This is a genomic window from Kumtagia sp., assembly GCF_059502445.1.
The window spans coordinates 1-23,966 of the sequence record NZ_JCACER010000081.1 but is presented as its reverse complement, the minus strand read 5'-3'; the positions used below and the strand labels follow the sequence as shown (position 1 = coordinate 23,966).

The following is a 23,966-nucleotide window of genomic DNA, read 5'->3' as shown; positions in this document are numbered from 1 at the left end:
GCAATCTCCCCCCTTGCGGGGGAGATGTCCGGCAGGACAGAGGGGGGTGCGAAGGCGCGCGAACATCCCCGTCGTATCGGATCAGGCCGCCCGCTACTGCGCCGCCTTGATCTCGCTGACGATCTTCGAATACTCCCGCTGCGCCTCGCCGACGTCGCGCAGTTCCTCGAACTTCACCAGGTCGGCGACCGGCATCGCCATGTTGGGATATTGCGCGGTGAGCTCGGCCGGCAGCGAATCCATCGCTGCCTTGTTCGGCACCTTGTAGAGGATGTTCTGCGCCGCCCAGCCGTGATTCTTGGAGTCGAGCATGAAGTTGATGAACTTGAAGGCGTCGTCTTTCCGCTCGGAGGCCTTCATCACCACCATCGTGTCCAGCCAGAGGTCGGAGCCCTCCTTCGGAATCACGTATTTGATCTCCTTGTTGTCGGTGATGCCGTAGTTGCACCAGCCGTCCCACGCCTGCACCATCAGCGCCTCGCCGGACACCAGCTTCGAGTAGAAGGTGGTGTCGTCATAGGCGAGCAGCGTCTTCTTGGCGGAGATCAGCAGGTTCTTGACCTCCTCCATCTTCGCCGGGTCGGTCTCGTTGACCGAATAGCCTTTCGCCAACTGGCCGGCGGCAAGCAGCCAGCGGTCGGTGGCGAGCATGGTGGTCTTGCCCTTGAGATCGTCCGAAGGCGCCAGCAGGTCGTTCCAGGAGGAAGGCTCCGTCTTCACCAGGTCGGAGCGGTAGCACAGGCCGGTCGTGCCCCAGGTATAGGGCACCGAGAAGGCGTTGCCCGGATCGTAGGGCAGCTTGGTCGCCTCCGGGTAGAGATTGGCGAGGTTGGGCACCTTGGCATGGTCGATCGGCTCGGCGAGGCCGAGCTTGTTCAGCACTTCGGCGAATGGCGAGGAGACGAACACCACGTCATAGCCCTTGCCGCCGGAGGCGACGAGCTTGCCCATGATCTCCTCGTTGGTGGCGTGCTTGACGACCTCGCCCGACACGCCGGTCGCGGCCTTGAGGGCGTCCATGGCGTCCGGCGCCATGTAGCCGTCCCAGTTGGAGATGACGAGGCTTTGCGCGGCGGCTGGCGAGGCGAAGGCCAGCGCGAGGGCAAACAGGGCGGGGCCGGCCTTAAGGCTCCGCCGCGATATTCCCAATGCGGTCATGTCGAAACTCCCATTTGCTGTTTCGTCAGCGACGGTCGTAGGCGGCATGAGCCGTCCCCCGACCTGTTCCCGGTTTCTTGTCGTTTTGAGCGACAGTACTATTGCAATAAAAAATACGTCAATTCATATTTTCACGCCGATGTCGGCGGCTGCTTGTCCGATGAGCGGCAATGGGCCAGGTCTGGACGGCCGCAGCAAGCCGAGGAGTCGCCATGCAAGCCGTGATACGACGACCCCGAGCCAACCACCTCGATCTCGCGCAGCGCATTCTCGACGTCGCCCGGCAGCGGGGTTTCGGTCCCGGCACCCGGCTGCCTGAGCAGCAGATCGCCCGGCTCTGCAACGTCTCGCGCACGCCGGTGCGGGCGGCGCTGCGGCTGCTGACGGATCGCGGTATGGTGGAATGGCAGGCCGAGACCGGCTATCGCCTCGCCATCGATCCCGCGCGGCAGGCGCCGCAGGCGGCCGATCTGCCGAATGCCGAGGAAGACGAGATCGCCGAAACGATCCTGCGCGACCGGGCGGCGCGGCGCATCGACGGCACGATCACGGCGAGCGGCTTGATGCGGCGCTACGCCGTGGGACGAGGAGCGGTACTAAAGGCGTTGAAAAGACTGGAGGCCGAGAACCTGATCGAACGCGCGCCGGGCCAGTCCTGGGTGTTCCGCCCTGCCCTCGACGGCGCCGAGGTGTTGGCCGAAAGCTATGAGTTCCGGCTGGTCATGGAGCCTGCGGCGATCCTGGCGCCGGGCTTTCGCCTCGACGGGGCACGCGCCGTGGCTCTCAGGCAGCGCATGGAGGCGCTGCTGGCGATTCCGGACGCGAGCTTCGACATCCGGGCGTTCCATGCGGCCGATGCGGAGTTTCATGCGCTGATCGCGCAGGGAACGGCCAACCGCTTCGTCGCCGAAGCGCTCGCCGGCCATCTGCGGCTGCGCAGCCTGCCGGGCGCGTCGCGCGGCCTCAGCCTCTTCCGACTGCGCCAGTCGACGCGCGAGCATCTCGGCATCCTCGACCATCTGGAGAGCGGCCAGTTCGAGGTCGCAGCGGACCTGATGAAAGTGCATCTCAGGCTGTCGCGCAACCAGCGCCCGCATGCGGCGAGCCGTGGCGCGCCGGCCCTATTCGGTGCGATCAGCAGGCCGAACTGACCGCATCATGGCAGGCATAACCCGCCCCACGATCGCACTGTTTCCCGAGGCGAGCTTCGGCGCCGCGCTGAATTGCGTCGGCATCGCCCAGGCGCTGCAGGCGCGCGGCGCCCGCCCGGTGTTCATCTGCCATCCCGGCTTTTCCGGCGTCTTCGCCGATTATGGCTTCCAGGAATACCAGCTTCCGACCGCGGCACCGCTGAGCGACGACGAGCGGCAGAACTACTGGCAGACATTCGTGAAGCGGCACCTGCCGCATTTCCGGCTGGCGCCCATCGACCAGCTCGAGACCTATGTGGCGCCGACCTGGGAGGCGATCGTCGAGACCGTCGTCAATGCCGAGGTGCCGCTTAACGATCTCCTGCCCAAGCTCAGGCCCGATGCGATCGTGCTCGACAACGTGGCGATGTTCCCGGCGATCGCCAATGCCGGCTGTCCATGGGTGAGGGTGGTCTCCTGCGCCGAGACCGAGCTGCCGGACGAGGCGGTGCCGCCCTATCTTTCGGGGTTGCCGGCGGACGATGCCGCCGGCCGCCGGGCATTCGAAACGCGTTACCGCGCCGCGGTCGCGCCGGCGCATGACAGGTTCAACCGGTTCCGGGCCGCGCAGGGGCTGCCGGCGCTGCCCGCGGGGCAGTTCCTCGAGCCGTCGCCGTCGCTGAACCTTCTGCTGACGCCGGAGATCGTTCGCCGCGAGCGCGCGGTGCCGCTCGACCCGGCCAGATACGTCTATCTCGAAGGCTGCGTGCGCTCGGACGGGCCGTACGACATGCCGGTGTTCTCGCCTGACAGCGGGCCGCTCGTCTATCTGAGCTTCGGCAGCCTCGGGGCGACCGACGTCGACCTCATCGAGCGCATGCTCGCTGTGTTCGCCGCCTTGCCGGCCCGCTTCCTGGTCAATGTCGGCAATCTGCGGGACGCCTATCGGGCGGTGCCGGACAATGTCCATCTCGACAGCTGGTTCCCGCAGCCGTCGGTGGTGGCGAGGGCCGACCTGTTCATCCATCACGGCGGAAACAACAGCTTTTGCGAGGCGCTCGCCTTCGGCGTGCCGTCCCTGGTGGTGCCCTATTGCTGGGACGGTCACGACAATGCGCGGCGCGCCGAGGAAACCGGCACCGGCCGGCACCTCGACCGAGGGGGCTGGATGCCGTCGCAGCTTTCGGCCGCGATCACCGGCCTGCTGGCCGATCGCAGCATGCGCGATCGGCTGCAGGTGAACGCGGCCAGAATGGCGGAAGCGCCGGGCACCGAGCGCGCCGCGGCCGCCATTCTGGCGCTGCTTGGGAATTGATCGGCTGAAGACGAGACGCATCGGCAAAGCCTGGCAGCGCACGGTTCTTGTCATTGCGCCTTCGCGGCGATCTTCTTGCGGATCGAATGCAGCGCTTCGGCCTCGTTGGCCGGGGTTTTGGCGGTCGCGTCGAGGCGGACCGGCCGCAGCGTCTGCCCGCGTGGATCGATCGTGAGATGCAGCACCCGTGAAAAGAACGTGCTGCCGGGCTGGGCGCGGCCGATGTTGAGGATGGCGGCCTCGGCAAGGTCTTTCTCGAGCATCGCGTACACGCGGCCGCGCGTCTCGCCCCGCAGCGCGTCGAGCGCCTCGTCGATCACCACCCAGCGCGGCTTGTGGAGCGCAAGGCGCGCGAAGGCGATGAGCCGCTGCTCCTCGTCGTTCAGGTCGCGCTCCCAGCGTGCGTTGCGGTCGAGCTGGCGCGACAGCCGCTGCAATCCCACGGCGGCCAGCACCTCGGCGAGCCGGGCATCGGCGAATGCCGCAGCGTCCTGCGGATAGCTGAGAACCTCGCGCAACGTTCCGTGCGGCAGGTAGGGTGTTCCGGGGAGGAAGGTCACCGGCTCGCCGGCCGGCAGGCCGATGCGGCCGCTGCCCCACGGCCACAATCCGGCGATCGCCCGGAACAGCAGCGTCTTGCCGGCGCCGGGATCGCCGGTGATCAGCACGCGGTCGCCCGGCCGAACCTCCACCTGCGGAATGGAGAAGCGGGCGCACCCCTCGGGCGAGGCGACCTCGACCTGCTCCAGGACCATGCGCCCGTCTTCCGCCTCGGTATAGACGAGCCGTTTTTCCACGTCGTGCAGCTCGTCCACCGCGAGCATGGCGGCACGGAAGGTCGCGACGCGCAGCAGGGTGGCGCGCCAGTCGGCAATGCCGCCGATGTTGTCGACGAACCACCGCAGCGAAGCGTGCACCTGGGTGAAGGCGGCGGCGGCCATCATCAGGCCGCCGAAGCTCAGATCCCCGGCGAAATAGATCGGCGAGGCGATGACGATCGGCGCCACCACGGTGATCCAGCCGTAGCCGGCAGTGACCCAGTTCAGCCGCACCAGCGCCGTGAGGATGCGGCGGCTGGCCAGCAGCACGCTGCCGAGATCGAGATGCAGGCGCCGCTTCTCGTCCGTCTCACCGCCCGCCAGCGAAATGGAGTCGATGTGCTCGTTGACGTACATCAGCGAGAACCGCAGCTCCGCCTCGCGGGCGTAGCGGTCGCCGTTGAGCCTGATCAGCGGCCGGCCGACCAGCCAGCTCAGGGATGACGCGATGCCGGCATAGAGCACCGCCGCCCAGACCATGTAGCCGGGGATGGCGAACTCCCTGCCCCAGGCATGGAAGATGAAACCGGAGGACAGCGACCACAGCACGCCGACGAAGCTGGCGAGCAGTATGGTCGCCTGCAGCAGGCCTACGCCGAGATCGGTCGTAAGCTCGGTGAGATGGCGCGCGTCCTCGTGCAGCCGCTGGTCCGGATTGACGCCGATGGCGCCGGCATTGGCGAGGCGGAACGCCCGCTTCGGCCGCATCCACTCGGTGATCAGGTCGCTGGTCAGCCCCTCGCGCAGCTTGAGCCTCAGCATCTGGTTGAGCCAGGTCTGGGCGACGTTGAGCACCAGCACCACGCCGGCGATCTCGGCGAATATGACCAGCTGGTGGAAGAACGCCTGCAGGTCGCGCCGCTCGAGCGAGTCGTAGAAGGGCCGATACCAGCGGTTGAGCACGACCTGGCCGACGGCTGTCGCCAAGATCACGGCGAATATGCCGAAGGCAAGCAGCAGGATGACGTTGCGCAGGGGCGAGGCCATGAAGGCGCGCCGCATCATCGCCAGCTGGGCGAAGAACCCGGCCTCGCCCGCCGCCATCGATTCAACCTGTTGGGTCATCGGTCAGCCTCGCAAGAATCGGATCCCGCCTGTGGCCGACAGGATGTAGGCTCGGGCCGCTTCGGCGCAATGGTCGGCACACCTGCCCTGCCGCGTTCCGGGTGCCGGACGGATGAATTGCCCCGGCTCTTCGCGGATCCGTTGAAATTGGCAAGGCCTCCGTTCTGGTTTATGTCGATATCCGGCGCCGCTGGCCGCCGGCGGGGTCGCTTGTTCCGGGAGGGATCGCATGTCGGAGATCGCAACGCTTGCCGCGACCATTTTCAAGCGCGCCGGCGGGCAGTCGCGGTTCGTGGTGGCGCTGGCGGGCCCGCCCGGCGCCGGCAAGTCGACGCTGGCGGAAAATCTCCTCGGCCTGTTCCCGCAAGGCAGCGCCGCCGTGGTACCGATGGACGGCTTTCATTTCGACGATGTCGTGCTGGAGGCGCGCGGGCTGCGCGCCCGCAAGGGGTCGCCGGAAACCTTCGACTTCCATGGCTTCGAGGCCCTGCTCAGGCGCATCCGGGCGAACGAATCGGAGATCGCCATTCCGGTCTTCGATCGCACGGTCGAGCTGTCGCGCGCCGGCGCGGCGATCGTCGGCCGCGAGGTCAAGTTCATCCTGGTCGAGGGTAACTATCTGCTGCTCGACGAGCAGCCGTGGAACCGGCTGGGCACGCTGTTCGACCTGTCGGTCTATATCGACGTTCCGCGCGAGGAGCTCGAACGCCGCCTGGTGCAGCGCTGGGACGGCCACGGCAAGACGCCGCAGGAGGCGCGCGCCTGGATCGAGTCCAACGACATGCCCAACATCGACCGCGTGCTGGCGCGGCAGCGGCCGGCCGATCTCGTCCTCCGATCCGAGGCCGGTCGCTCGGAATGAGCCAAAAAACCGCGCCGATGCGGACTTAACGCTGCGCTTCAACCGGTTTTTGGGCGGGATTGTCCTGAAATCGGGTCCAGTTCGGGGGTTTTTCAGGGGCGCGGCGGGATGTTCAGGCCGCGCTGGCTGGCGGGGCGCTCCAGACCCTTGTCCAGCCAGCGGTTGACGTTGGGCAGGCTGTCGAGCCCGACCAGTTGGCTGGCTTCGTAAAACACCTTCAAGGTCCGCACCCAGCCGAGCATGGAGATGTCGGCGATGGTGTAGTCGTCGTCCATGATCCACTGCCGGCCGTTGAGGCGCGTCTCCAGCACGCCGAGCAGCCGCTTCGATTCGTTGGCATAGCGTTCCAGCGGCCGCTTGTCGGCGATCTCCTTGCCGGCGAATTTGTGGAAGAAGCCGAGCTGGCCGAACATCGGACCGATGCCGCCCATCTGGAAGAACACCCACTGGACGGTCTCGTAGCGGCGGGCGGGATCGGCGGGCAGCAGCTTGCCGGTCTTCTCGGCGAGATAGAGCAGGATCGCGCCGGATTCGAACAGGCCGAGCGGCTTTCCGCCGGGACCGTCCGGGTCGACGATCGCCGGGATCTTGCCGTTCGGGTTGAGCGACAGGAACTCGGGCGTCCAGCTCTCGTCCTTGCCGATGTTGACGAGATGCGCCTCGTAGGGGAGTCCGATCTCCTCCAGCGCGAAGGAGACCTTCACGCCATTGGGTGTCGGGAAGGAGTAGAGCTGCAGCCGGTCGGGATGCTGGGCGGGCCAGCGGCTGGCGATCGGGAAGGCGGAGAGATCGGTCATGGGAGCTCCGGAGAATGGTGGTGGTGACGCGGCGGGCGTCTGCCGGAAGGTAGGTGCTGGCGGGCGAGGTGTCGACCTGGCCGCCGACTTCGTCAAGCGGCCTTGAAGGCGACCACCGCGTTGGTACCGCCGAAGGCGAAGCCGTTGCTGATCGCGGCCCGCACCTTGCGCTCGCGCGCCACGTTCGGCGTCACGTCGAGGTCGCAGTCCGGATCCCTCTCGGTGAAGTTCGCGGTGGGCGGGATGATGCCCTCGCGGATCGCCATGATGCATGCGATCATTTCGAGCGCCCCGGACGCGCCCATGCAGTGGGCATGCATGGATTTGGTCGAGGATACCGACAGGCGATCGGCATGTGCCCCGAAAACGCGCCGGATCGCCTGCGTCTCGATCTGGTCGTTGGCCTTGGTGCCGGTGCCGTGGGCGTTGACGTAGTCGATGTCCTCCGGGGCGAGGCCGGCATCGGCGAGGCAGGCCCGCATCGCCGCCGCCGGCCCTTCGATCGTGGGAGCGACGATGTCGCTGGCGTCGCCCGACATGCCGGCGCCGGCGAGTTCGGCCAGAATCGGTGCGCCGCGTGCCCTGGCGTGCTCATATGTCTCCAGCACCGCCATGCCCGCGCCTTCGCCGATGACGAGGCCGTCGCGATCGGCCGAGAACGGCCTGCAGGTGTCGCGCGCCAGCGCCCGCAGCGCCTCCCAGCCCTTCAGCACGCCGAACACCAACGGTGCGTCCGTGCCGCCCGCCAGCATCACGTCGGCACGGCCGAGGCGCAACTGATCGGCCGCCGCCGACAAGGCATGATTGGAGGAGGCGCAGGCCGAGGTTACGCCGAACACCGGTCCGCGCAGCCGGTAGGCCATGCTGATCTGCCCCGCGGGGGCGCCCGGCATCGCCTTGGGCACGCTGAAGATACCGACCCGGGGGCGGTTTTCGATATGGACCTGGTAGTACGCCTCATCGACGGTGGTCGCGCCGTATATGCCGGTGCCGACCACGGCTCCGGCCCGGAATTCCTGCGCCTCGTCGCTCTCGATCCCCGCGGCACGGATGGCCTCGCCGGCCGCGATGGCGGCAAGCAGGCTGAAGCGGTCCATCGTCGCCACCTGCTTGCGATCGAGCCGGTGTTCCGGCAGCTCCTTGATCTCCGCGCCAATATTGCCCTTGAGGTTTCCGAGCGCGATCGTCGTGATCGGCCCGATGCCGGCACGGCCTTCACGCATGGCGTCGCATATCGCCGGCACGTCGGGGCCGAGCGCGCAGAGACCGCCTATGCCGGTGATGACGACACGCTGGCGCGACATGTCAGCCTTTTTTTGCAATGAGGACGCGGACCGCGTCGACGATGTCGCCGACGTCGGACAGCTTGCTCCAGGCCTCGGCCGTATTCATCTCGATCTCGATCCCGTATGCCTCCTCGAGGTCGAAGATGATCTCCGTCAGCTCGAGCGAATGGATACCAAGCTCGCTCAGCTCGGTTTCCGGCGTGATCGCGCCGATCCCGGGATCCGCATGGACCTTGATCTTGCCTATAATATCCTGGGCGAGTTGATCCATCGAACCTTCCTAGTCTTGCGCGCTCTTCTTTTGGGCGCTGCTTGTGCCTGAGTGCCCCCGCAATTGTTGCGGCGACGACAATTCACTCCCTGAAACGCAGGAAATTCTATCCTGTATAAAAACCGTCCGCTACCAACGCAACACGCAACGCCGCATATTGCCATCTCGACATCGGCGCCAGCCCGCTTAAGCTCGCCGGCTATGGATTTTGCAGGTTCATCGGAGCGGACGACGGCCGAGCGGCTGGCGTCCCAGCGCGTTTCGGCCCGCGGCGCGCTCGCGGTTGCTCGTCGCCACGGGCGCACTCGCCTGGACCGCCTTTTCCAGGAAGGAGCCGCCAAGATACGCATGCCGCGTTCGGACGGCGAGCCGCTCGAGGCCATCCTGATCAACACGGCCGGCGGCATGACGGGCGGGGACCGGCTCGCCTGGGAGATCGATGCCGGTGCCGACACCTCCGTCATGGTGACGACGCAGGCATCCGAGAAGGTTTACCGGGCGGCGTCGGGGCAGGCGGAGATGGCGATTCGGCTGTCGGCGGAGGAGAACGGAAGGCTGGCCTGGCTGCCGCAGGAGACCATCCTGTTCGACCGGGCCGCTTTCTCGCGCCGGCTCGACGTCGACCTTGCCGCGGGCGCGCAGGCGCTGGTCGCCGAGGCGACGGTGTTCGGCCGGGGCGCCATGGGCGAGCGCGTCGAGCGCGGGATTTTTCGCGACCGCTGGCATGTCGTCCAGGCGGGCCGCCTCGTCCATGCCGAAGCATTCGCCATCGGGCCGGATATCCACGCCTCGCTCGGCAAGCGCGCCGTGCTGGCCGGGGCGGCGGCGATGGCGACGGTGCTGCTCGTCGCGCCCGACACCGATGCCTGGCTGGACAAGGTGCGCGACATCGTCGGCGAGCGCGGTGGCGCCAGCGCCTGGAGCGTCGGCGGGACTGGCAAGCTTCTTGCGAGATTGTACGATGACGATGGCTACAGCCTGAGAAAGCGGCTGGTGCCGCTGCTCGGCCTGCTCAATGGACGGGCAGGCATGCCCAAATGTTGGTCACTCTAGGGACTGTAGAGCGCATGAACCTCACGCCTCGCGAAAAGGACAAGCTGCTGATCGCCATGGCGGCGATCGTCGCCCGCAAGCGGCTGGAGCGCGGCGTCAAGCTCAACCATCCCGAGGCGATCGCGCTGATCACCGATTTCGTCGTCGAGGGCGCGCGCGACGGCCGCCCGGTGGCCGAGCTGATGGAAGCAGGCGCGCATGTGATCACCCGCGAGCAGGTGATGGAGGGCATCGCCGAGATGATCCATGACGTGCAGGTCGAAGCGACGTTCCCGGACGGAACGAAGCTGGTCACCGTGCATGAGCCGATACGGTAGGGAGGTTATGATGCTCGGACTGCGTCCCAACTGCGAGTGCTGCGACCGCGACCTGCCGCCGGATTCGCCGGACGCGCGCATCTGCACCTTCGAATGCACTTTTTGTGTCGATTGCGCGGATGATGTGCTGGGTGGCGTATGTCCCAACTGCGGCGGCAATTTTTCCGCCAGGCCGATCCGCCCGGCGAAGATGCTGGCCAAATATCCGGCGTCGACGAAGCGCGTGCTCAAGGCCGAGGGCTGTCCGCCCGCGGCGAGAGCGGCCTGAGCGGCGAAGGAGGTTCCATGATCCCCGGAGAAGTGATCACCGCGCCCGGCGACATCGAGCTGAACAGGGGCGCGGAAACTGTCACGCTGAAAGTCGCCAACGCCGGCGACCGGCCGATCCAGGTCGGCAGCCATTATCATTTCTTCGAGACCAACGGCGCGCTGCGCTTCGACCGGGAGAAGGCGCGGGGCATGCGGCTCGACATTGCCGCCGGCACCGCCGTGCGTTTCGAGCCCGGGCAGGAGCGCGACGTCACGCTGGTGCCGCTCGGCGGCAAGCGCGAGGTCTACGGCTTCCAGCAGAAGGTGATGGGGAAACTGTGAGGGTGCCGCCGCTGGCCGCTTCGGCGTACTCAGCCGCCCGCCGGCTTGGCCGCCGCGTAGATCACCACGCCGGCATCCTTGAATTCGACGGCGAGGATGTCGCGGATCAGGATCTGCCGCGAGTCGATCGCATGATAGAGCATGGCGTTGCCTTCCAGCTCCTGCCGGAGTTCTCCGATCTCGTCCTTGTGCTCTTCCACCTTGGCGGCGATCTCGTCGGGAGGACCGCCTTCGGTGACGGCGGCGTCGGGCAGGAACACGATGTTGACGGCATCGAGCGTCGTGGCCTTTCGGACCGTCGCGATGTTTTCGGCGGTCTTGTCGATGGCTTTGATCACCGCATCGGTCTGGGCGGCGGCGGGCGTCTGCTCCTCATGCACCTCGGTGCCGACGATGGTATCGATCGCCTTGGGATCCTGCAGACCTTGCGCCATCGGCGCCGTCTGCGGCGCGAACGCCGCCAGGAAGGCTGCGGCCGCAGCAGCATGCAGCCATTTGCTGTCCGGCAGGATGGTCGTCGTCATCGCTCGTTCCTTGTGGTTGCGCAGGCCAAAGGGGGACAACGGCAACTCCGCGGTCGGGGTTCCCGGCATGCGGCTGTTTGTCTGAGGCTGCTTGCCGGCGCCGAGTTCAGGACCGGCGCCGACGAAGGAAAAGGGACCGGCAAGGCCCGCCGCGAGCGGTCAGCCGGCCTTCTTGGTCACGAGCGTCAGCGCCCCCTCGCGGCTAACGCTTGCCGCGATGACATGCGCCGAGGTCAGCCCCTTTGCGTCCAGCGCCGACTTGAGCTCGGGATTGGCGTCGATCGTGCTGCGCAATTGCTTGAGCTCGGCGTCGCCGCCTTGAGCCACCACGTCGTTGACCTGCTTCTGCGTGGCTTCGGGCAGTTCGGTCATGTCGACGATGTTGACGCTGCGGATCGTCGGGGCGGTGGCTGGGGCTTCGGGCGCTGTCGCCGGTGCCTGGGCGGGCGGCTGCGTGGCCGGCGTTTGTGCGTTGGCGGCCATGGCGAAGGCGAGCGTGGTGCCCGCCGCCAGGATCGTGATCATGCGCATGGATTTTTCCTTCCATCGGTTGGCAGACGATCATGCTGGGGCGCGACCGCCACCCCATACGCCGAATCGGGTGAGAACCTGCCGCCGATGGGGTCGTTCCGTGGTTATTTCGTGTCGGAAATGAGGAGTGCCGCGGCACTGTGGGCGCCCGGCCGGCCGCTGTTTGCGAGGCGTCGACCCCGACGCCTTCACGCCCACGAAATTCGACGGGAGAAGCCGGTGAGCGAAGATTCGCCGGGATTGCTTTCAGCCATAGCTCGCCTTACTTTCTGAGTTAGAAGTAAGGAGCTGCAAGATGCCGATAGCGTCCGCCAAGGTAACATCAAAGGGCCAGATCACCCTCCCGGCCAAACTGCGCGACCAGCTTGGAATCAAGCCGGGCGACCGGCTGGATTTCGAGCGGAACCGCGACGGCAAGGTGGAGCTGGTCGCGCGAACGGAACGCTTTGAAGATCTGCGAGGTGTGCTTCCCTATGACGGCCCTCCGCTGACGAACGAAGACATCGTCGAGATCGTGCGCCAAGCTCGGGCTGAAATGGGCCAGCGCGTCCTTGATGGGCTGAAGCGTTCCGGCAAGTGATCGGCCTTGACACCAACGTCCTCGTCGCCTGGCTCGTGCAGGGGCAAAGGCGCATTGTCCTTCCTTCAACGCAGTATCGCGTAAGCCATGTCGCCTTGCTGGAACTCGAATGGGTGCTTTCGAATAAGTTTGGCTATCCTAAGGATACAGTGGTCGCCATGCTGAGGCGTCTTGTTGCCGTGTCTAACATAGAGCTGGACCGGCCCGAAGTCGTTATGGCCGTTTTGGATGACCATGAACTGGGCGGAGCCGACTTTGGCGACTTTTTGATCGCTCGCGACAACTTGGCCGCAGGCTGCACGTCCACCCTGACGCTCGACGCAAAAGCCGCGCGCAAGACCGGATTCACACTCGCACGGAGTTGACAGATGCCTGCAAGACTCTCCCGCTCCGCCTATGCCCGCATGTTCGGCCCGACTGTGGGCGACAAGGTGCGACTGGCCGACACCGAGCTGTTCATCGAGGTCGAGAAGGATCTTTGCACCTATGGCGAGGAGGTGAAGTTCGGCGGCGGCAAGGTCATCCGCGACGGCATGGGTCAGAGCCAGGTGGCGCGCGCCGACGGGGCGGTCGACACCGTCATCACCAACGCGCTGATCATCGATCACACCGGCATCTACAAGGCCGATATCGGGCTGAAGGACGGCCGCATCCATGCCATCGGCAAGGCTGGCAATCCGGATACGCAGCCCGGCGTAACCATCGTCATCGGGCCGGGCACGGAAGCGATCGCCGGCGAGGGGCGGATACTCACCGCCGGCGGCTTCGACGCCCACATCCACTTCATCTGCCCGCAGCAGATCGAGGAGGCGCTGATGGCGGGGGTGACCACCATGCTGGGCGGCGGCACCGGTCCGGCGCACGGCACGCTGGCCACCACCTGCACGCCCGGCCCCTGGCATCTGGCGCGCATGATCCAGTCCTTCGACGCCTTCCCGATGAACATCGGTCTTTCCGCCAAGGGCAACGCCTCGCTGCCGAAGGCGCTGGAGGAGATGATCCTCGGCGGCGCCTGCGCGCTGAAGCTGCACGAGGACTGGGGCACGACGCCCGCCGCGATCGACTGCTGCCTGTCGGTGGCCGACGCGTTCGACGTGCAGGTGATGATCCATACCGACACGCTCAACGAAAGCGGCTTCGTCGAGGACACGGTGAACGCCATCAAGGGCCGCACCATCCACGCCTTCCACACCGAGGGCGCCGGCGGCGGCCACGCGCCCGACATCATCAAGGTATGCGGCCTGCCCAACGTCATCCCGTCGTCGACCAACCCGACACGGCCCTACACCCAAAACACCATCGCCGAGCATCTCGACATGCTGATGGTGTGCCACCACCTGTCGCCGTCGATCCCCGAGGACATTGCATTCGCCGAGAGCCGCATCCGCAAGGAGACCATCGCCGCCGAGGACATCCTGCACGACATCGGCGCCTTCTCGATCATCTCCTCCGACAGCCAGGCGATGGGGCGCATCGGCGAGGTGCTGATCCGCACCTGGCAGACCGCCGACAAGATGAAGCGCCAGCGCGGGCGGCTGCAGGAGGAGAGCGGCGACAACGACAATTTCCGGGTGCGCCGCTACATCGCCAAATACACGATCAACCCGGCCATCGCCCATGGCCTGTCGCGGGAAATCGGCTCGATCGAGGTCGGCAAGCGCGCCGACCTGGTCCTGTGGGACCCGGCCTTCTTCGGCGTCAAGCCGTCGATGGTGCTGCTCGGCGGCATGATCGCGGCGGCCCCCATGGGCGACCCCAACGCCTCGATCCCGACGCCGCAGCCGGTGCATTACCGGCCGATGTTCGGCGCCTACGGCAAGGCGATCCACAATTCCTCCGTCACCTTCGTGTCGCGGGCGGCGCTCGATGCCGGGCTGCGGGAAAGGTTGGGCGTCGACAAGGCCATGGTCGCGGTGGAGAACACGCGCGACGGTATCGGCAAGCGCTCGATGGTGCTGAACGACGCCACCCCGGATGTCGAGGTCGATCCGGAGACTTATGAGGTCCGCGCCGACGGCGAGCTGCTCACCTGCGAGCCGGCGACCGTGCTGCCGATGGCGCAGCGATACTTTCTGTTCTGAAATTACCTTTTTCCCCTTCAGCGGCGGTGAACAGGGTCGCGGTTACCCGAGATGGAGAAAAGACCCAACTTAATGGCTGGATCTATTGGGAGGTACTGACGCCGGGAGCGACGCGCTGGAAGCCGATTAGGTCCCTGCGGAAGCGTTAACCTGCCATCTGCTCATCGCGCGAGCTTAGATATGCCGCCACTTTGACGAATATCCAAATGGGTGCATGATGCGCCCATGAACCGGATCGACCCCAGCCCGCCACTTGTGGTCTACGAAGATGATTTTGCGCTCTGGTGCGCCCAGCAAGGCGCACTTTTGCGCGCCGGGCGCACGTCGTCGCTCGATCGTGAAAACCTTGCCGAGGAGATCGAGAGCTTGGGGAGGAGCCAGGAAGACGAGATCGAGAGCAGATTGAATGTGCTCGTCATGCATCTGCTCAAATGGTGCTATCAGCCCCAAAAATGCACGCCGAGCTGGCGCGCAACGATTATCGAGCAGCGTATGCGGATATCAAAACGGCTGAAGGCAAGCCCGAGCCTTAGGAATTATCCGGCAACTGTCCTTGATGAAGAATATGTCACCGCCCGCCTGCGCGCGGCAGGCGAGACCGGCCTTTCAGAGGTGATTTTCCCTGAGGGATGTCCTTTCACCATTGAGGAAATTCTCGACCCGGCTTTCTTCCCCGAAGAGCGGTAACTTGCCAAAGTCTGAGCCAAAGCCAGAGACCTCGCTCTACGAGCGCGATTCTATATTTGGACGCTGGAGCAGGGCGAGAAACTTCGCGCTCGCGTCCTCGGTATAAATGGGCTCGGGAGAGGGGTCGCGATGGAGACAGGATTGCCTTCATCGGCCTTTCCGGAAAAAGTCCCGTTTTCCGTGGCGGAAGTGCTGAATTTCCGCTTCATGCCGGGGCGGCCCTGGTCGCCCGATGAATTGCGTGGCGATTGATGGTTTCCGAACAGACCGCCACCACAGCGGAGGTCTTCCCTCACATCCGCATCGTCATGGGCATGGTGATCGGTCTCGGTGTGACGCGGCTGCTGTCGGGCGTGGCGCGTATCGTCCAGCATCCGAAGCAGTATCCGCTCTATTCCGTGCACCTCGCCTGGGTGGCCTCGGTGCTGCTCATGCTCGCGCATTTCTGGTGGTGGCAGTTCGGCCTCTATGCCATCCCGGCCTGGACCTTCGGCGTCTATCTCTTCATTCTCGGCTATGCCGTCGTCCTGTTCCTGCTATGCGCGTTCCTCTTCCCCGACAGCATGCACGACTATCTCGGCTACGAGGATTATTTCCTGTCGAAGCGGGCCTGGTTCTTCGGCCTGCTGGCCGTCACCTTCCTGCTCGACGTCATCGACACGCTGCTCAAGGGCGAGGCGCATTTCGCCCGGTTCGGCAACGAATATCTTGTGCGCACCCCGTTGCTTGTGGCCTTGTGCATCGCGGCGATCGCGACGGACAACCGGACCTTTCACCGAGCCTTCGTGGCTTTCGCGCTGATCTATCAGGTTTCATGGATATGGCGGCTCTTCGACACGATACATTGACGGCCTCCGGTAGCCGGGACGGCGCCTACAAGGCGGTCGGCTTTCGCGGCTCGCGGGTTTCGCGCGTGCTTTGGATGCTGGAGGAGCTCGAAGTGCCCTATGAGTTCGTCGAGACGGAGCTGCGCTCCGACCGGCTCTACGCGCTCAACCCGTCGGGCAAGTGCCCGGTGCTGATCGACGGCGATCTCGTCGTCACCGATTCCGCGGCCATCTGCATCTATCTGGCCGACAAGCATGCGGAGAAGAACATGGGCGCGGCGCCGGGGCCGGCCGGCCGCGCCCAGATGGATTCCTGGATGCATTTCGCGCAGTCGGAGCTCGAGGCGCCGCTGTGGAACAAGCTCCGGCACCGCTACCTGCTGCCCGAGGACCTGAGGGTCGAGGTCGGGCCTGCGGCGGCCCACGATTTCGCCAGCGAGGTCAAGGCGCTCGACCGCCGGCTCGAAGGCCGGGAATACGCGCTGGGCGGCCGCTTCAGCGCCGTCGACGTGCTGGTCGGCGAGATTGGCGCCTGGGCGCGCAACGCCCGCTTCAGGATCGAATCGGATCGGGTCAACGCCTATCTCGACCGGGTGCTGTCGCGCCCGGCGCGGGCGCGGGCACAGGCCAATGGAGGCGCTTTCAAATGATGCGTGCCACGTCCTTCCTCCGTGCCGCCGCGGCTGGCGGCACGTCCGGGGATGCAAAGCCCGCCGACGTCGCGGTCCTGGCGCATGACGAGCGGCACCTTCGCCGCAAGCTGGTCGAGTTGCAGAGGGGCGGCAGGGTCCTGGTCGATCTGCCCGAGCCGGTGGCGCTGGGCGACGGCGACCTGCTGGTGCTCGATGACGGCCGGCATGTCGGCATCGTCGCGGCGGAGGAGGAACTGTACGACGTGCGGGCGCGCGACGCCCGCCACCTCGCCGAGCTGGCCTGGCACGTCGGCAACCGCCATCTCGCGGCCGCGGTCGAGGGCGGGCGCATCCTCATCCGGCGCGACCATGTGATCAGGGCGATGCTGGAAGGGCTCGGCGCGACGGTAGCCGACGTCGTCGAGCCATTCGAGCCGGTGCGCGGCGCCTATTCCGGCCATGGGCATGCTCACGGGCATGACGGCGGCCAAGCACACCGTCACGAAGGTGGCCAACACCGGCATGACGATCACCATCACGCCGGAGCGGATGACCACCAGCATGGGCACGATGGCCACCACCATCATCACGACTGAGCCGTCCGCCGGCCGGGCGCTGCTGCGGCTGATGGCGTGGCTGTCGCCGGCCTTTCCGGTCGGCTCCTTCAGCTACAGCCACGGCTTGGAGCACGCCGTGCATGATGGCCATGTCGGCGACGATGCCGATCTGCGCGCCTGGATCGAGGTGCTTTTGCGCTACGGCTCGGCATGGAACGACGCGGTGCTTCTGGCGGAAGCCTGGCGGCGCGCGCGGGGAAGCCGCGATTTCACCGAGCTTGCCGGGTTAGCCGACGCGCTGGCCGGATCGCGCGAGCGGCAGATGGAGACGCTGCTGCAGGGCGCGGCCTTCGTCAAGGCAGCCTCGAACTGGCCTGCCGGGGTGATGAAGGAATTGCCCGAGGATTGCGCCTACTGCGTCGCGGTCGGCGCCTTGGCCGGCGCGCATGGCGTGGCGCTTGCGGATGCGCTCGGCGCCTTCCTCCAGGCCTTCGCCTCCAACCTCGCGCAAGCCGGCATAAGGCTGGGCGTCACCGGGCAGCAGGGCGCGGTGGCGCTGATCGCCGGCCTGGAACCGACGGTTGCGGAGGTCGCCGCCCGCGCGGCCGTCTCGTCGCTGGACGATCTCGGCGCCTGCGCCATGATCTCGGACGTGGCGGCGATGCGGCACGAGACGCAATATTCGAGGCTGTTCCGGTCATGACGGTCCTGCCGCGCTTCCATTTCATTCAGGAACGTGGCCCCTGGATCGCGCATTGCGAGGACCCGCGCTGTGCGGCCCTGCTTGGAACGACCGCCGTTCCGGTGATGCGGGATTTCCGGGATGGGCAGTGGGTGTGGGGCAAGTCGGTGCTGTTCAACGGAAATCCGGGCCAGTTCGGGCGTCCGTGGTGGAACGATCCCGGCCAGGCGAGATGGCGCGAATTGCTGCTTTCCGGATCGCCGCTTCTGATCAGGCGGGCGACGCCGCCGACCGCCGAGGCGCCGACCGGTTCGGTCGGTGAGCCGATAGGTGTTTTTCGCACTCGCGACGTGGCAATCGATGACAACCATATGACCCTGAAACTGATCGAACGGCTTGCCGAGGCATCATGACCCATTCGAACGGACCCCTTCGTGTCGGCATCGGCGGACCTGTCGGCTCCGGCAAGACGACGCTGACCGAAAAACTGTGCAAGGCGATGCGCGCCGAATTCTCCATCGCCGTCGTCACCAACGACATCTACACCAAGGAGGACGCCATGATGCTGGCGCGGCTCCAGGCCCTGCCGGAAGAGCGCATCATGGGCGTCGAGACCGGCGGCTGCCCGCACACGGCGATCCGCGAGGATGCCTCGATCAATCTCGCGGCGATCGCCGAGATGAACAGGAAATTCCCGGATCTGGACGTCATCTTCATCGAGTCCGGCGGCGACAACCTGGCCGCGACCTTCTCGCCCGACCTTGCCGACCTGACGCTCTACGTCATCTCGGTCTGCCAGGGCGAGGAGATCCCGCGCAAGGGCGGTCCAGGCATCACGCGGTCGGATTTCCTCGTCATCAACAAGAGCGACCTCGCGCCTTATGTGAACGTCAACCTCGAAATCATGGAGCGCGACGCGGCAAAGATGCGTGGGCGGCGGCCGTTCGGCTTCACCGATCTGTCGCGTGGCAAGGGCGTGGCGGAGATCGTTGATTTCATCATCGAGCAGGGCGGGCTGAGGCTGGCACAGCAGCGCAAAACTGCCTGACCCACGCTGCCTCCGGCTGTTGCGGGGGCGCCCCTGTCGGTCCATGCTGCCAAAAAGCCGGAGAAGGAGCTGCACATGAGCATCGCCCACCTGCATCGGGAAAACCGCACCAATCTCCCCTTCTACGAGGAGCGGGTCGATCTCGCCGCCGCCTTTCGCTGGACGGCGCGGCTCAACATGCATGAGGCGGTGGCCAATCATTTTTCGCTGGCCGTCAACGACGACGGCACGCAGTTCTTGATGAATCCCAACCAGGTGCATTTTTCACGGGTCAAGGCGAGCGACCTTCTGCTGATCGACGCCAACGATCCGGAGACCATGAACCGGCCGGACGCACCGGACCCCACCGCCTGGGGACTGCACGGCTCGGTTCATCGCAACGTGCCGCATGCACGCTGCGTCATGCATGTGCATTCCATCCACGCCACCGTGCTGGCTTCGCTGGCCGACTCGCTGCTGCCGCCGATCGACCAGAATTCGGCGATGTTCTTCAAGCGGCAGGTGGTGGACGAGCACTATGGCGGGCTGGCCTTCGAGGAGGAGGGCGAGCGCTGCTCGCAACTCCTGTCGAATCCCAAGACCCAGATCATGATCATGGGCAACCACGGCATCCTCGTCATCGGCAACACCGTCGCCGAGGCGTTCAACCGCATGTTCTATTTCGAGCGCGCGGCGGAAACCTATATCAAGGCGCTGTGGACCGGCCGGCCCCTGCGCACCTTGTCCGACGCGGTCGCCGAAAAGGTCGCCGACGAGATGGACGACTATCCCGGCCAGGCAGACCGGCATTTGGCCGAGCTCAAGGCGATCCTCGACGAGCAGGAGCCGGTCTATCGGAACTGAGGCGCGTCAGGCTGCATGCCGCCCTCATGGGGGAGAGTGAGGGCAGCCGGCTAGCCGATGCCGAGATAGGCGCGCACGGCCTGCGGGCTGTCGGCGTTGAGCGCGCCGGGCGGCCCCGGCTGCGCCGGGAATTCCGGCCAGAAGATCGTCCGCATGCCGGCGGCCAGGCCTGCCTCGCTGCCCGGCCAGCTGTCCTCCATCACCGCGCAGTCGGCGGCGTCCAGGCCGGCAAGCCAGGCGGCACGCAGGTAGGGTTCGGGATCGGGCTTGCCGCTGCGCACGTCGTTGCGCGAGACGGTGCGCATGCCGGCCTCGTGGATGCCGAGCGCCCGCAGATTGGCGTCGACGATGAGGCGGTCGGAATTGGAGACGACGCCCTGGACCACCCCGCGCGCCTTGAGTTCGCGAAAGATCTCGAGCGCGCCCGGTCGCGGCTGCAGCCTGGGCGCATTGTCTAGGTAATGCGCGTATTTGCGCACGATCCATTGGTCGAACGGCAGATCGAGCCCGAACTCGTCGCGCAGCATCTCGTAGACCGGGTAGGCGGCGATGCCGAGTACGCGTTCGTGCAGGTCGGCCGGCGGCGTGATGCCGAGGGCCTTCAGCGCCACCACCAATGCCTCCTCATGCAGCGGCTCGCTGTCGATCAGCGTTCCGTCCATGTCCCAGAACACGGCCTTCGGGGTCATAATTTCGATCCTCGTTCCCGTCCGTAATAGGACGTTTGCTGCCGGAGATAAACCCGCGGTCATCCAATCCCGGCTTTCCTCGGCCGACGGGCAATTGTAAAGGGAGCGGGCAATTGCCTTCGGGCCGGATAGTTGTCACACTCCGGCTGCCCGGCAACTGCCCGGACAGGGAGGAACTGGATCATGGCCGCCCGCCAGGACGCAGGCAGCGCACGGCTAGACGACGCGGCGCGGGCCGGCTGGCTCTATTATGTCGCCGGCAATACGCAGGACCAGATCGCGGCGAAGCTCGGGGTGTCCAGGCAGTCGGCGCAGCGGCTGGTGTCGCTGGCCATGGCGGAGGGGCTGGTCAAGGTCCGGGTCGACCATCCGATCGCCGCCTGCCTCGATCTCGCCGAGCGGCTGCGCAGCCGCTTCGCGCTGGACCTGGTCGAGGTGGTGCCAAGCGATCCGGCCTCCTCCTCGACGACGATCGGCATAGCCCAGGCGGCCGCCGCCGAGATCGAGCGGCGCCTCTCCTCGACCGAGCCGATCGTCATGGCGCTCGGCACCGGCCGCACGCTGAAGGCGGCGATCGAGCAGCTTCCGGCCATGGACTGCCCGCAGCACAAGATCGTGTCGCTCACCGGCAACATCGCGCCGGACGGCTCGGCCGCCTTCTACAACGTCGTCTTCACCATGGCCGACCGCATCAAGGCGCGCGCCTTCCCGATGCCTCTGCCGGTCATCGCCTCCTCGCCGGAGGAGCGCGAGATGCTGCTGGGGCAGCCGATGATCCAGCCGACCCTGGCGCTGGCCGCCGAGGCCGCCGTCACCTTCGTCGGCGTCGGCGACCTCGGGCCGCGGGCGCCGCTGTTCGTCGACGGTTTCATCAGCGAGGCGGAGCTGAAGGCGCTGCAGAAGGCGGGCGCGGTCGGCGAGATCGTCGGCTGGGCTTTCGACCGCGACGGCCGGCTGATCGAGGGTACCATCAACGACCGCGTCGCCTCGGCACCGTTGCCGTCGCGCGAGCGCTCGCTTGTGGTGGCGATCGCCATGGGCGAGAAGAAGCTGCCGGGCCTGCTCGCGGCGGTGACGCGCCGCCTGGTCAACGGGCTGATCACCGACGAGCGCACCGCCGAGGGGCTGCTTGCGGCGTGATGCCGGCGGGCGCCGTACCGTCCCTCATCCGCCTGCCGGCTATTCCCCCGTGATGCTTTGACAAACTCAGGAGGGGAAAGAGCGCAGGCCGCTCCGCTGGCACCCTACCTTCCCAGCACCAGCGCCCAGTAGCGCTGGCCGTCCTGGCCGGTGCCGGCATAGGCGAGGCCGAAACGGCTGAAGCGCGGGTCGAGCATGTTGCGGCGGTGGCCCTGCGAGTTCATCCACATCGAGAACAGCCGGTCGAGGTCCATGCGGCCGAACGCGATGTTCTCGGCCGCCGCGCCCTCGACGCCGTTGCCGTTCATGCGCGCGGCGAAGGTTTTGCCCCAGCCGGTGGTGTGCGCCATGCGGCCGGAACGCGCCATGTAGCCGGCCTGCTGCAGCGCCGCCTTCTCCAGCCGCGAATCCGGCGAAAGCGGCGCCAATCCGTTGGATTCCCGAATCTCGCCGAGATAGGCAGCGCCGGAGTCCGACGCGCCGCCGGCGTCGCCTATGCCGCCGCCGGTCTGGCAGGCGGCCAGGAAGAGCGCCGCGCCGAGGGCGGCAGCGCCTGCGAGGAAGCGGCGGCGGTCGGCATTCGGTCCGAGGTGCATGGAAACTCCGCGGCAGATGGTCCTGCTGGGAGTTCCATAGCGGTCATTGTGGCATTTGCCGGGCGCGATCGATGATCGGCCTAGCAGGCATTCGCGTCCCGAGCTGGCGATCCGGCATTTCGTGCGCCGACGGAATGATGCCGTGGCTAAGCCGATGATCGCTGAGGTCCCCCTCTCCGTCTCGCCTTTCGGGCTCGCCACCTCTCGCCCGCCTTGCGGGGGCGAGGAACCCAAGCTGGATAGCGCCGGCATCGCGGCAGCGGTTCCTCGCCCCCGCGCAGTGGGGGAGAGGTGGCGAGCCCGAAGCCCGAGACGGAGAGGGGGTTCTTGCCGGCAACGGCGCGAGGGTTTTTTACGTCGCAAAGTCGCGGCTTCGAGATGTGCCGGCCATCGCATCAGTGTCTTGATGCCGCGCCGGTCGAGCCCTACCGCCGCTTGCCCGACGGGTCGTTGCCGTCGAGAAAGCCGATGTCGCGCTTCAGATGGTCGGGCAGCGTCCTGGGATCGAGCACCGCCCGGGGCCTGGCTCTGCCGAAAGCCAGCGCCAGCCAGGATTTCCAGGAGCCTTGCCTGCGGTGCAGTGTGGTTGCGGGTGCTTGCAGCGTGGTCATGGTTGTCGCCTTCCCTTCGGTCCGGCTTATGGGCTGCCCTGTTATTTGTACGTGAAAGCGCCTAGTTTCCAATCGAACGTCGATCGGTACCCATTAACAGGGCTTATGTGTCGTGAGTTTCCAGCTTCCTCCGCTCGCAGCCATCCGGGCCTTCGAGGCGACGGCCAGGCTGGGCAGTTTCACCAAGGCCGCGGCCGAACTCGGCATGACCCAGGCGGCGGTGAGCTACCAGATCAAGCTGCTCGAGGAGCGGGTCGGCGCGCCGCTGTTCCTGCGCCAGCCGCGCCAGATCGTGCTGACCGAGGTCGGACAGCGGCTGGCGCCGGCCATGTCGGAAGCGTTTTCGCTGATCAGCGACGCATATGCGTCGGCGCGCGGCGAGGCGCAGGGAACGCTGACGGTGAGCACCGTGCCGACCTTCGCCGGGCAATGGCTGGCCGGCCGGCTCGGCTCCTTCCAGTTCGCCCACCCGGCACTCGCGGTGAAGGTCGAATCGACCGGCCGGCTGGTCGATTTCGACCGCGAGGACGTCGACGTCGCCATTCGTGCCGGCAACGGGACATGGCCGGGCCTGACCACGCATTTCCTGCTGCCCACCGTGTTCACGCCGATGCTGAGCCCGGCGCTGGCCGAGACCATCGGCGGGGTCAAGGAGCCGGCCGACCTGATGCGCCTGCCCATCGTCGATCCCGGCGATCCCTGGTGGCCGCTGTGGCTGCGCATGGCCGGGCTGCCGACCGACTGGCTGAAGGATCGGCCGCGCAGCCAGCTAGGCTCGCAGATATTCGAGGCGCAGGCGGCGATGGCCGGCCGCGGCGTCGCCCTGCTGACCCCGGGCTTCTATCGCGAGGAGATTGCCGCCGGCCGACTTCTCCAGCCTCTCGACCTCATCGGCGACGACGGCCAGGCCTACTACCTCGCCTATGCGGAGGCGCGGCGCAACGCGCCGAAGATCAAGGCGTTTCGCGACTGGATCCTGGGGGAGCTGAAGGTGGCGGCCAGCGGGTGACGCCGGCGGGCGCAGTTTCCAGATGAGTGATGCCAGCGGTTGTTTGCTCTGACCGTCGGCGCCGCCCCTCACCTGCCTGCCGGCATCCTCTTCCCCTGAAGAACCTATCGTGTTCACACATCTGGTTCGAGGACGAGTGCCGACGGCACCGGCGCATCAAATTTGCCCCTCACCCTTACCCTCTCCCCGTAAACGGCAGGGCAATCGCATATGCCGATGATGACCGTCATTCCGGGGCCGCGCAGCGGCACCCGGAATCCAGAGCG

Annotated in this window: 31 protein-coding genes; 21 read left to right on the top strand and 10 right to left on the bottom strand. The window is 66.4% G+C overall.

Annotation, left to right across the window (positions count from 1 at the left end; translation table 11 throughout):
* Positions 1-93 precede the first annotated feature (93 nt).
* A complete protein-coding gene (locus AC5JDC_RS21785) occupies positions 94-1,158 on the bottom strand; it encodes a polyamine ABC transporter substrate-binding protein (protein WP_495844525.1) in 1,065 nt (354 codons plus the stop codon).
* A gap of 212 nt (positions 1,159-1,370) precedes the next feature.
* Here AC5JDC_RS21785 and AC5JDC_RS21780 point away from each other — a divergent pair, with 212 nt between their 5' ends.
* Positions 1,371-2,309 carry a GntR family transcriptional regulator gene (locus AC5JDC_RS21780; RefSeq protein ID WP_495844524.1) on the top strand — a complete coding sequence of 313 codons (939 nt, stop codon included), beginning with the start codon at positions 1,371-1,373 and terminating at the stop codon, positions 2,307-2,309.
* A 7-nt stretch (positions 2,310-2,316) separates the two neighbouring features.
* The gene (locus AC5JDC_RS21775) at positions 2,317-3,603 is read left to right on the top strand and encodes a nucleotide disphospho-sugar-binding domain-containing protein (RefSeq protein WP_495844522.1); all 1,287 of its coding nucleotides are present in this window, start codon (positions 2,317-2,319) and stop codon (positions 3,601-3,603) included.
* A gap of 50 nt (positions 3,604-3,653) precedes the next feature.
* Here the strand turns inward: AC5JDC_RS21775 and AC5JDC_RS21770 are convergent, their stop codons facing one another.
* Positions 3,654-5,486 (bottom strand): ABC transporter ATP-binding protein/permease, encoded by a 1,833-nt coding sequence (locus AC5JDC_RS21770; protein ID WP_495844520.1) that lies wholly within the window; start codon positions 5,484-5,486, stop codon positions 3,654-3,656.
* A gap of 229 nt (positions 5,487-5,715) precedes the next feature.
* Between AC5JDC_RS21770 and AC5JDC_RS21765 the strand changes: the two genes are divergently transcribed.
* Positions 5,716-6,348: a nucleoside triphosphate hydrolase gene (locus AC5JDC_RS21765; protein ID WP_106774153.1), complete on the top strand. Its 633-nt coding sequence runs from the start codon at positions 5,716-5,718 to the stop codon at positions 6,346-6,348.
* A gap of 92 nt (positions 6,349-6,440) precedes the next feature.
* Here the strand turns inward: AC5JDC_RS21765 and AC5JDC_RS21760 are convergent, their stop codons facing one another.
* The 3 genes from AC5JDC_RS21760 to AC5JDC_RS21750 all read right to left on the bottom strand — a co-directional run bounded on the left by AC5JDC_RS21760 (position 6,441) and on the right by AC5JDC_RS21750 (position 8,702).
* The gene (locus tag AC5JDC_RS21760; RefSeq protein ID WP_106774152.1) at positions 6,441-7,145 is read right to left on the bottom strand and encodes a glutathione S-transferase N-terminal domain-containing protein; all 705 of its coding nucleotides are present in this window, start codon (positions 7,143-7,145) and stop codon (positions 6,441-6,443) included.
* Between the two features lie 92 nt (positions 7,146-7,237).
* Positions 7,238-8,449: a beta-ketoacyl-[acyl-carrier-protein] synthase family protein gene (locus AC5JDC_RS21755; protein ID WP_495844517.1), complete on the bottom strand. Its 1,212-nt coding sequence runs from the start codon at positions 8,447-8,449 to the stop codon at positions 7,238-7,240.
* 1 nt (position 8,450) lies between these two features.
* On the bottom strand, positions 8,451-8,702 hold the full coding sequence (locus tag AC5JDC_RS21750) for an acyl carrier protein (RefSeq protein ID WP_106774150.1): 252 nt from the start codon (positions 8,700-8,702) through the stop codon (positions 8,451-8,453).
* A 201-nt stretch (positions 8,703-8,903) separates the two neighbouring features.
* Here AC5JDC_RS21750 and AC5JDC_RS21745 point away from each other — a divergent pair, with 201 nt between their 5' ends.
* The 4 genes from AC5JDC_RS21745 to AC5JDC_RS21730 are packed head-to-tail and all read left to right on the top strand — an operon-like array spanning position 8,904 to position 10,663.
* The gene (locus AC5JDC_RS21745; protein ID WP_495844515.1) at positions 8,904-9,755 is read left to right on the top strand and encodes an urease accessory protein UreD; all 852 of its coding nucleotides are present in this window, start codon (positions 8,904-8,906) and stop codon (positions 9,753-9,755) included.
* 14 nt (positions 9,756-9,769) lie between these two features.
* Complete coding sequence (locus tag AC5JDC_RS21740) at positions 9,770-10,072, top strand: urease subunit gamma (protein ID WP_106774148.1); 303 nt, start codon at positions 9,770-9,772, stop codon at positions 10,070-10,072.
* Between the two features lie 10 nt (positions 10,073-10,082).
* Positions 10,083-10,340 carry a DUF1272 domain-containing protein gene (locus AC5JDC_RS21735; RefSeq protein ID WP_106774242.1) on the top strand — a complete coding sequence of 86 codons (258 nt, stop codon included), beginning with the start codon at positions 10,083-10,085 and terminating at the stop codon, positions 10,338-10,340.
* Positions 10,341-10,357: 17 nt separating this feature from the next.
* Positions 10,358-10,663, top strand: a complete 306-nt coding sequence (locus AC5JDC_RS21730; RefSeq protein WP_106774147.1) for an urease subunit beta — start codon at positions 10,358-10,360, stop codon at positions 10,661-10,663.
* Positions 10,664-10,692: 29 nt separating this feature from the next.
* On the opposite strand, the gene AC5JDC_RS21725 is transcribed toward AC5JDC_RS21730, so the two are convergent.
* Positions 10,693-11,187: a hypothetical protein gene (locus AC5JDC_RS21725; protein ID WP_495844512.1), complete on the bottom strand. Its 495-nt coding sequence runs from the start codon at positions 11,185-11,187 to the stop codon at positions 10,693-10,695.
* A gap of 159 nt (positions 11,188-11,346) precedes the next feature.
* Entirely contained in the window at positions 11,347-11,718 is a 372-nt protein-coding gene (locus AC5JDC_RS21720) for a hypothetical protein (protein WP_495844510.1), read from the bottom strand.
* A 295-nt stretch (positions 11,719-12,013) separates the two neighbouring features.
* On the opposite strand from AC5JDC_RS21720, the gene AC5JDC_RS21715 reads away from it, so the two are divergent.
* From AC5JDC_RS21715 to AC5JDC_RS21660, 12 genes are all read left to right on the top strand, one after another.
* A complete protein-coding gene (locus AC5JDC_RS21715; RefSeq protein ID WP_495844508.1) occupies positions 12,014-12,298 on the top strand; it encodes an AbrB/MazE/SpoVT family DNA-binding domain-containing protein in 285 nt (94 codons plus the stop codon).
* Positions 12,295-12,663 (top strand): type II toxin-antitoxin system VapC family toxin, encoded by a 369-nt coding sequence (locus AC5JDC_RS21710; RefSeq protein ID WP_106774144.1) that lies wholly within the window; start codon positions 12,295-12,297, stop codon positions 12,661-12,663. Before AC5JDC_RS21715 ends, AC5JDC_RS21710 begins: the two co-directional genes overlap by 4 nt.
* 3 nt (positions 12,664-12,666) lie before the next feature.
* Positions 12,667-14,379, top strand: a complete 1,713-nt coding sequence (gene ureC, locus AC5JDC_RS21705; protein WP_495844505.1) for an urease subunit alpha — start codon at positions 12,667-12,669, stop codon at positions 14,377-14,379.
* A gap of 225 nt (positions 14,380-14,604) precedes the next feature.
* Positions 14,605-15,066 (top strand): DUF29 domain-containing protein, encoded by a 462-nt coding sequence (locus AC5JDC_RS21700; protein ID WP_495844503.1) that lies wholly within the window; start codon positions 14,605-14,607, stop codon positions 15,064-15,066.
* Between the two features lie 129 nt (positions 15,067-15,195).
* A complete protein-coding gene (locus tag AC5JDC_RS21695; RefSeq protein WP_165816160.1) occupies positions 15,196-15,318 on the top strand; it encodes a DUF29 domain-containing protein in 123 nt (40 codons plus the stop codon).
* Entirely contained in the window at positions 15,318-15,914 is a 597-nt protein-coding gene (locus AC5JDC_RS21690) for a hypothetical protein (protein ID WP_106774141.1), read from the top strand. The genes AC5JDC_RS21695 and AC5JDC_RS21690 overlap by 1 nt, the downstream gene beginning before the upstream one ends.
* Positions 15,911-16,543: a glutathione S-transferase family protein gene (locus AC5JDC_RS21685; RefSeq protein WP_495844499.1), complete on the top strand. Its 633-nt coding sequence runs from the start codon at positions 15,911-15,913 to the stop codon at positions 16,541-16,543. The genes AC5JDC_RS21690 and AC5JDC_RS21685 overlap by 4 nt, the downstream gene beginning before the upstream one ends.
* The gene (locus tag AC5JDC_RS21680; RefSeq protein ID WP_495844497.1) at positions 16,540-17,121 is read left to right on the top strand and encodes an urease accessory protein UreE; all 582 of its coding nucleotides are present in this window, start codon (positions 16,540-16,542) and stop codon (positions 17,119-17,121) included. The genes AC5JDC_RS21685 and AC5JDC_RS21680 overlap by 4 nt, the downstream gene beginning before the upstream one ends.
* Positions 17,087-17,785, top strand: a complete 699-nt coding sequence (locus tag AC5JDC_RS21675) for an urease accessory protein UreF (protein ID WP_495844528.1) — start codon at positions 17,087-17,089, stop codon at positions 17,783-17,785. Before AC5JDC_RS21680 ends, AC5JDC_RS21675 begins: the two co-directional genes overlap by 35 nt.
* Positions 17,782-18,177, top strand: coding sequence for a hypothetical protein (locus tag AC5JDC_RS21670; RefSeq protein ID WP_495844495.1), 396 nt, complete (start codon positions 17,782-17,784; stop codon positions 18,175-18,177). The genes AC5JDC_RS21675 and AC5JDC_RS21670 overlap by 4 nt, the downstream gene beginning before the upstream one ends.
* Positions 18,174-18,812, top strand: a complete 639-nt coding sequence (gene ureG, locus AC5JDC_RS21665) for an urease accessory protein UreG (RefSeq protein ID WP_495844493.1) — start codon at positions 18,174-18,176, stop codon at positions 18,810-18,812. Before AC5JDC_RS21670 ends, ureG begins: the two co-directional genes overlap by 4 nt.
* 75 nt (positions 18,813-18,887) lie before the next feature.
* Positions 18,888-19,655, top strand: coding sequence for a class II aldolase and adducin N-terminal domain-containing protein (locus AC5JDC_RS21660; RefSeq protein ID WP_106774137.1), 768 nt, complete (start codon positions 18,888-18,890; stop codon positions 19,653-19,655).
* Positions 19,656-19,705: 50 nt separating this feature from the next.
* Here AC5JDC_RS21660 and AC5JDC_RS21655 read toward each other — a convergent pair whose 3' ends face one another.
* A complete protein-coding gene (locus AC5JDC_RS21655; protein WP_495844491.1) occupies positions 19,706-20,344 on the bottom strand; it encodes an HAD family hydrolase in 639 nt (212 codons plus the stop codon).
* A gap of 183 nt (positions 20,345-20,527) precedes the next feature.
* Between AC5JDC_RS21655 and AC5JDC_RS21650 the strand changes: the two genes are divergently transcribed.
* Positions 20,528-21,484, top strand: a complete 957-nt coding sequence (locus tag AC5JDC_RS21650) for a sugar-binding transcriptional regulator (protein ID WP_106774135.1) — start codon at positions 20,528-20,530, stop codon at positions 21,482-21,484.
* A 104-nt stretch (positions 21,485-21,588) separates the two neighbouring features.
* Here the strand turns inward: AC5JDC_RS21650 and AC5JDC_RS21645 are convergent, their stop codons facing one another.
* Together AC5JDC_RS21645 and AC5JDC_RS21640 are read right to left on the bottom strand one after the other, a co-directional pair.
* On the bottom strand, positions 21,589-22,080 hold the full coding sequence (locus AC5JDC_RS21645) for a CAP domain-containing protein (protein WP_495844489.1): 492 nt from the start codon (positions 22,078-22,080) through the stop codon (positions 21,589-21,591).
* Between the two features lie 425 nt (positions 22,081-22,505).
* Positions 22,506-22,691: a hypothetical protein gene (locus tag AC5JDC_RS21640; protein ID WP_106774133.1), complete on the bottom strand. Its 186-nt coding sequence runs from the start codon at positions 22,689-22,691 to the stop codon at positions 22,506-22,508.
* A gap of 112 nt (positions 22,692-22,803) precedes the next feature.
* On the opposite strand from AC5JDC_RS21640, the gene AC5JDC_RS21635 reads away from it, so the two are divergent.
* A complete protein-coding gene (locus AC5JDC_RS21635; protein ID WP_495844487.1) occupies positions 22,804-23,700 on the top strand; it encodes a LysR substrate-binding domain-containing protein in 897 nt (298 codons plus the stop codon).
* Positions 23,701-23,966 lie beyond the last annotated feature (266 nt).

What these genes read in the sequence shown, in the direction of transcription:
- AC5JDC_RS21655 (WP_495844491.1), bottom strand. Translation starts at nt 20,344, where the DNA reads ATGACCCCGAAGGCCGTGTTCTGGGACATGGACGGAACGCTGATCGAC.
- AC5JDC_RS21670 (WP_495844495.1), top strand. Translation starts at nt 17,782, where the DNA reads ATGACGGTCCTGCCGCGCTTCCATTTCATTCAGGAACGTGGCCCCTGG.
- AC5JDC_RS21755 (WP_495844517.1), bottom strand. Translation starts at nt 8,449, where the DNA reads ATGTCGCGCCAGCGTGTCGTCATCACCGGCATAGGCGGTCTCTGCGCG.
- AC5JDC_RS21700 (WP_495844503.1), top strand. Translation starts at nt 14,605, where the DNA reads ATGAACCGGATCGACCCCAGCCCGCCACTTGTGGTCTACGAAGATGAT.
- AC5JDC_RS21660 (WP_106774137.1), top strand. Translation starts at nt 18,888, where the DNA reads ATGAGCATCGCCCACCTGCATCGGGAAAACCGCACCAATCTCCCCTTC.
- AC5JDC_RS21740 (WP_106774148.1), top strand. Translation starts at nt 9,770, where the DNA reads ATGAACCTCACGCCTCGCGAAAAGGACAAGCTGCTGATCGCCATGGCG.
- AC5JDC_RS21690 (WP_106774141.1), top strand. Translation starts at nt 15,318, where the DNA reads ATGGTTTCCGAACAGACCGCCACCACAGCGGAGGTCTTCCCTCACATC.
- AC5JDC_RS21775 (WP_495844522.1), top strand. Translation starts at nt 2,317, where the DNA reads ATGGCAGGCATAACCCGCCCCACGATCGCACTGTTTCCCGAGGCGAGC.
- AC5JDC_RS21765 (WP_106774153.1), top strand. Translation starts at nt 5,716, where the DNA reads ATGTCGGAGATCGCAACGCTTGCCGCGACCATTTTCAAGCGCGCCGGC.
- AC5JDC_RS21770 (WP_495844520.1), bottom strand. Translation starts at nt 5,486, where the DNA reads ATGACCCAACAGGTTGAATCGATGGCGGCGGGCGAGGCCGGGTTCTTC.
- AC5JDC_RS21745 (WP_495844515.1), top strand. Translation starts at nt 8,904, where the DNA reads ATGGATTTTGCAGGTTCATCGGAGCGGACGACGGCCGAGCGGCTGGCG.
- ureC (WP_495844505.1), top strand. Translation starts at nt 12,667, where the DNA reads ATGCCTGCAAGACTCTCCCGCTCCGCCTATGCCCGCATGTTCGGCCCG.
- AC5JDC_RS21780 (WP_495844524.1), top strand. Translation starts at nt 1,371, where the DNA reads ATGCAAGCCGTGATACGACGACCCCGAGCCAACCACCTCGATCTCGCG.
- AC5JDC_RS21715 (WP_495844508.1), top strand. Translation starts at nt 12,014, where the DNA reads ATGCCGATAGCGTCCGCCAAGGTAACATCAAAGGGCCAGATCACCCTC.
- AC5JDC_RS21735 (WP_106774242.1), top strand. Translation starts at nt 10,083, where the DNA reads ATGCTCGGACTGCGTCCCAACTGCGAGTGCTGCGACCGCGACCTGCCG.
- AC5JDC_RS21695 (WP_165816160.1), top strand. Translation starts at nt 15,196, where the DNA reads ATGGAGACAGGATTGCCTTCATCGGCCTTTCCGGAAAAAGTCCCGTTT.
- ureG (WP_495844493.1), top strand. Translation starts at nt 18,174, where the DNA reads ATGACCCATTCGAACGGACCCCTTCGTGTCGGCATCGGCGGACCTGTC.
- AC5JDC_RS21750 (WP_106774150.1), bottom strand. Translation starts at nt 8,702, where the DNA reads ATGGATCAACTCGCCCAGGATATTATAGGCAAGATCAAGGTCCATGCG.
- AC5JDC_RS21640 (WP_106774133.1), bottom strand. Translation starts at nt 22,691, where the DNA reads ATGACCACGCTGCAAGCACCCGCAACCACACTGCACCGCAGGCAAGGC.
- AC5JDC_RS21675 (WP_495844528.1), top strand. Translation starts at nt 17,087, where the DNA reads ATGGGCACGATGGCCACCACCATCATCACGACTGAGCCGTCCGCCGGC.
- AC5JDC_RS21720 (WP_495844510.1), bottom strand. Translation starts at nt 11,718, where the DNA reads ATGCGCATGATCACGATCCTGGCGGCGGGCACCACGCTCGCCTTCGCC.
- AC5JDC_RS21785 (WP_495844525.1), bottom strand. Translation starts at nt 1,158, where the DNA reads ATGACCGCATTGGGAATATCGCGGCGGAGCCTTAAGGCCGGCCCCGCC.
- AC5JDC_RS21680 (WP_495844497.1), top strand. Translation starts at nt 16,540, where the DNA reads ATGATGCGTGCCACGTCCTTCCTCCGTGCCGCCGCGGCTGGCGGCACG.
- AC5JDC_RS21650 (WP_106774135.1), top strand. Translation starts at nt 20,528, where the DNA reads ATGGCCGCCCGCCAGGACGCAGGCAGCGCACGGCTAGACGACGCGGCG.
- AC5JDC_RS21730 (WP_106774147.1), top strand. Translation starts at nt 10,358, where the DNA reads ATGATCCCCGGAGAAGTGATCACCGCGCCCGGCGACATCGAGCTGAAC.
- AC5JDC_RS21645 (WP_495844489.1), bottom strand. Translation starts at nt 22,080, where the DNA reads ATGCACCTCGGACCGAATGCCGACCGCCGCCGCTTCCTCGCAGGCGCT.
- AC5JDC_RS21725 (WP_495844512.1), bottom strand. Translation starts at nt 11,187, where the DNA reads ATGACGACGACCATCCTGCCGGACAGCAAATGGCTGCATGCTGCTGCG.
- AC5JDC_RS21760 (WP_106774152.1), bottom strand. Translation starts at nt 7,145, where the DNA reads ATGACCGATCTCTCCGCCTTCCCGATCGCCAGCCGCTGGCCCGCCCAG.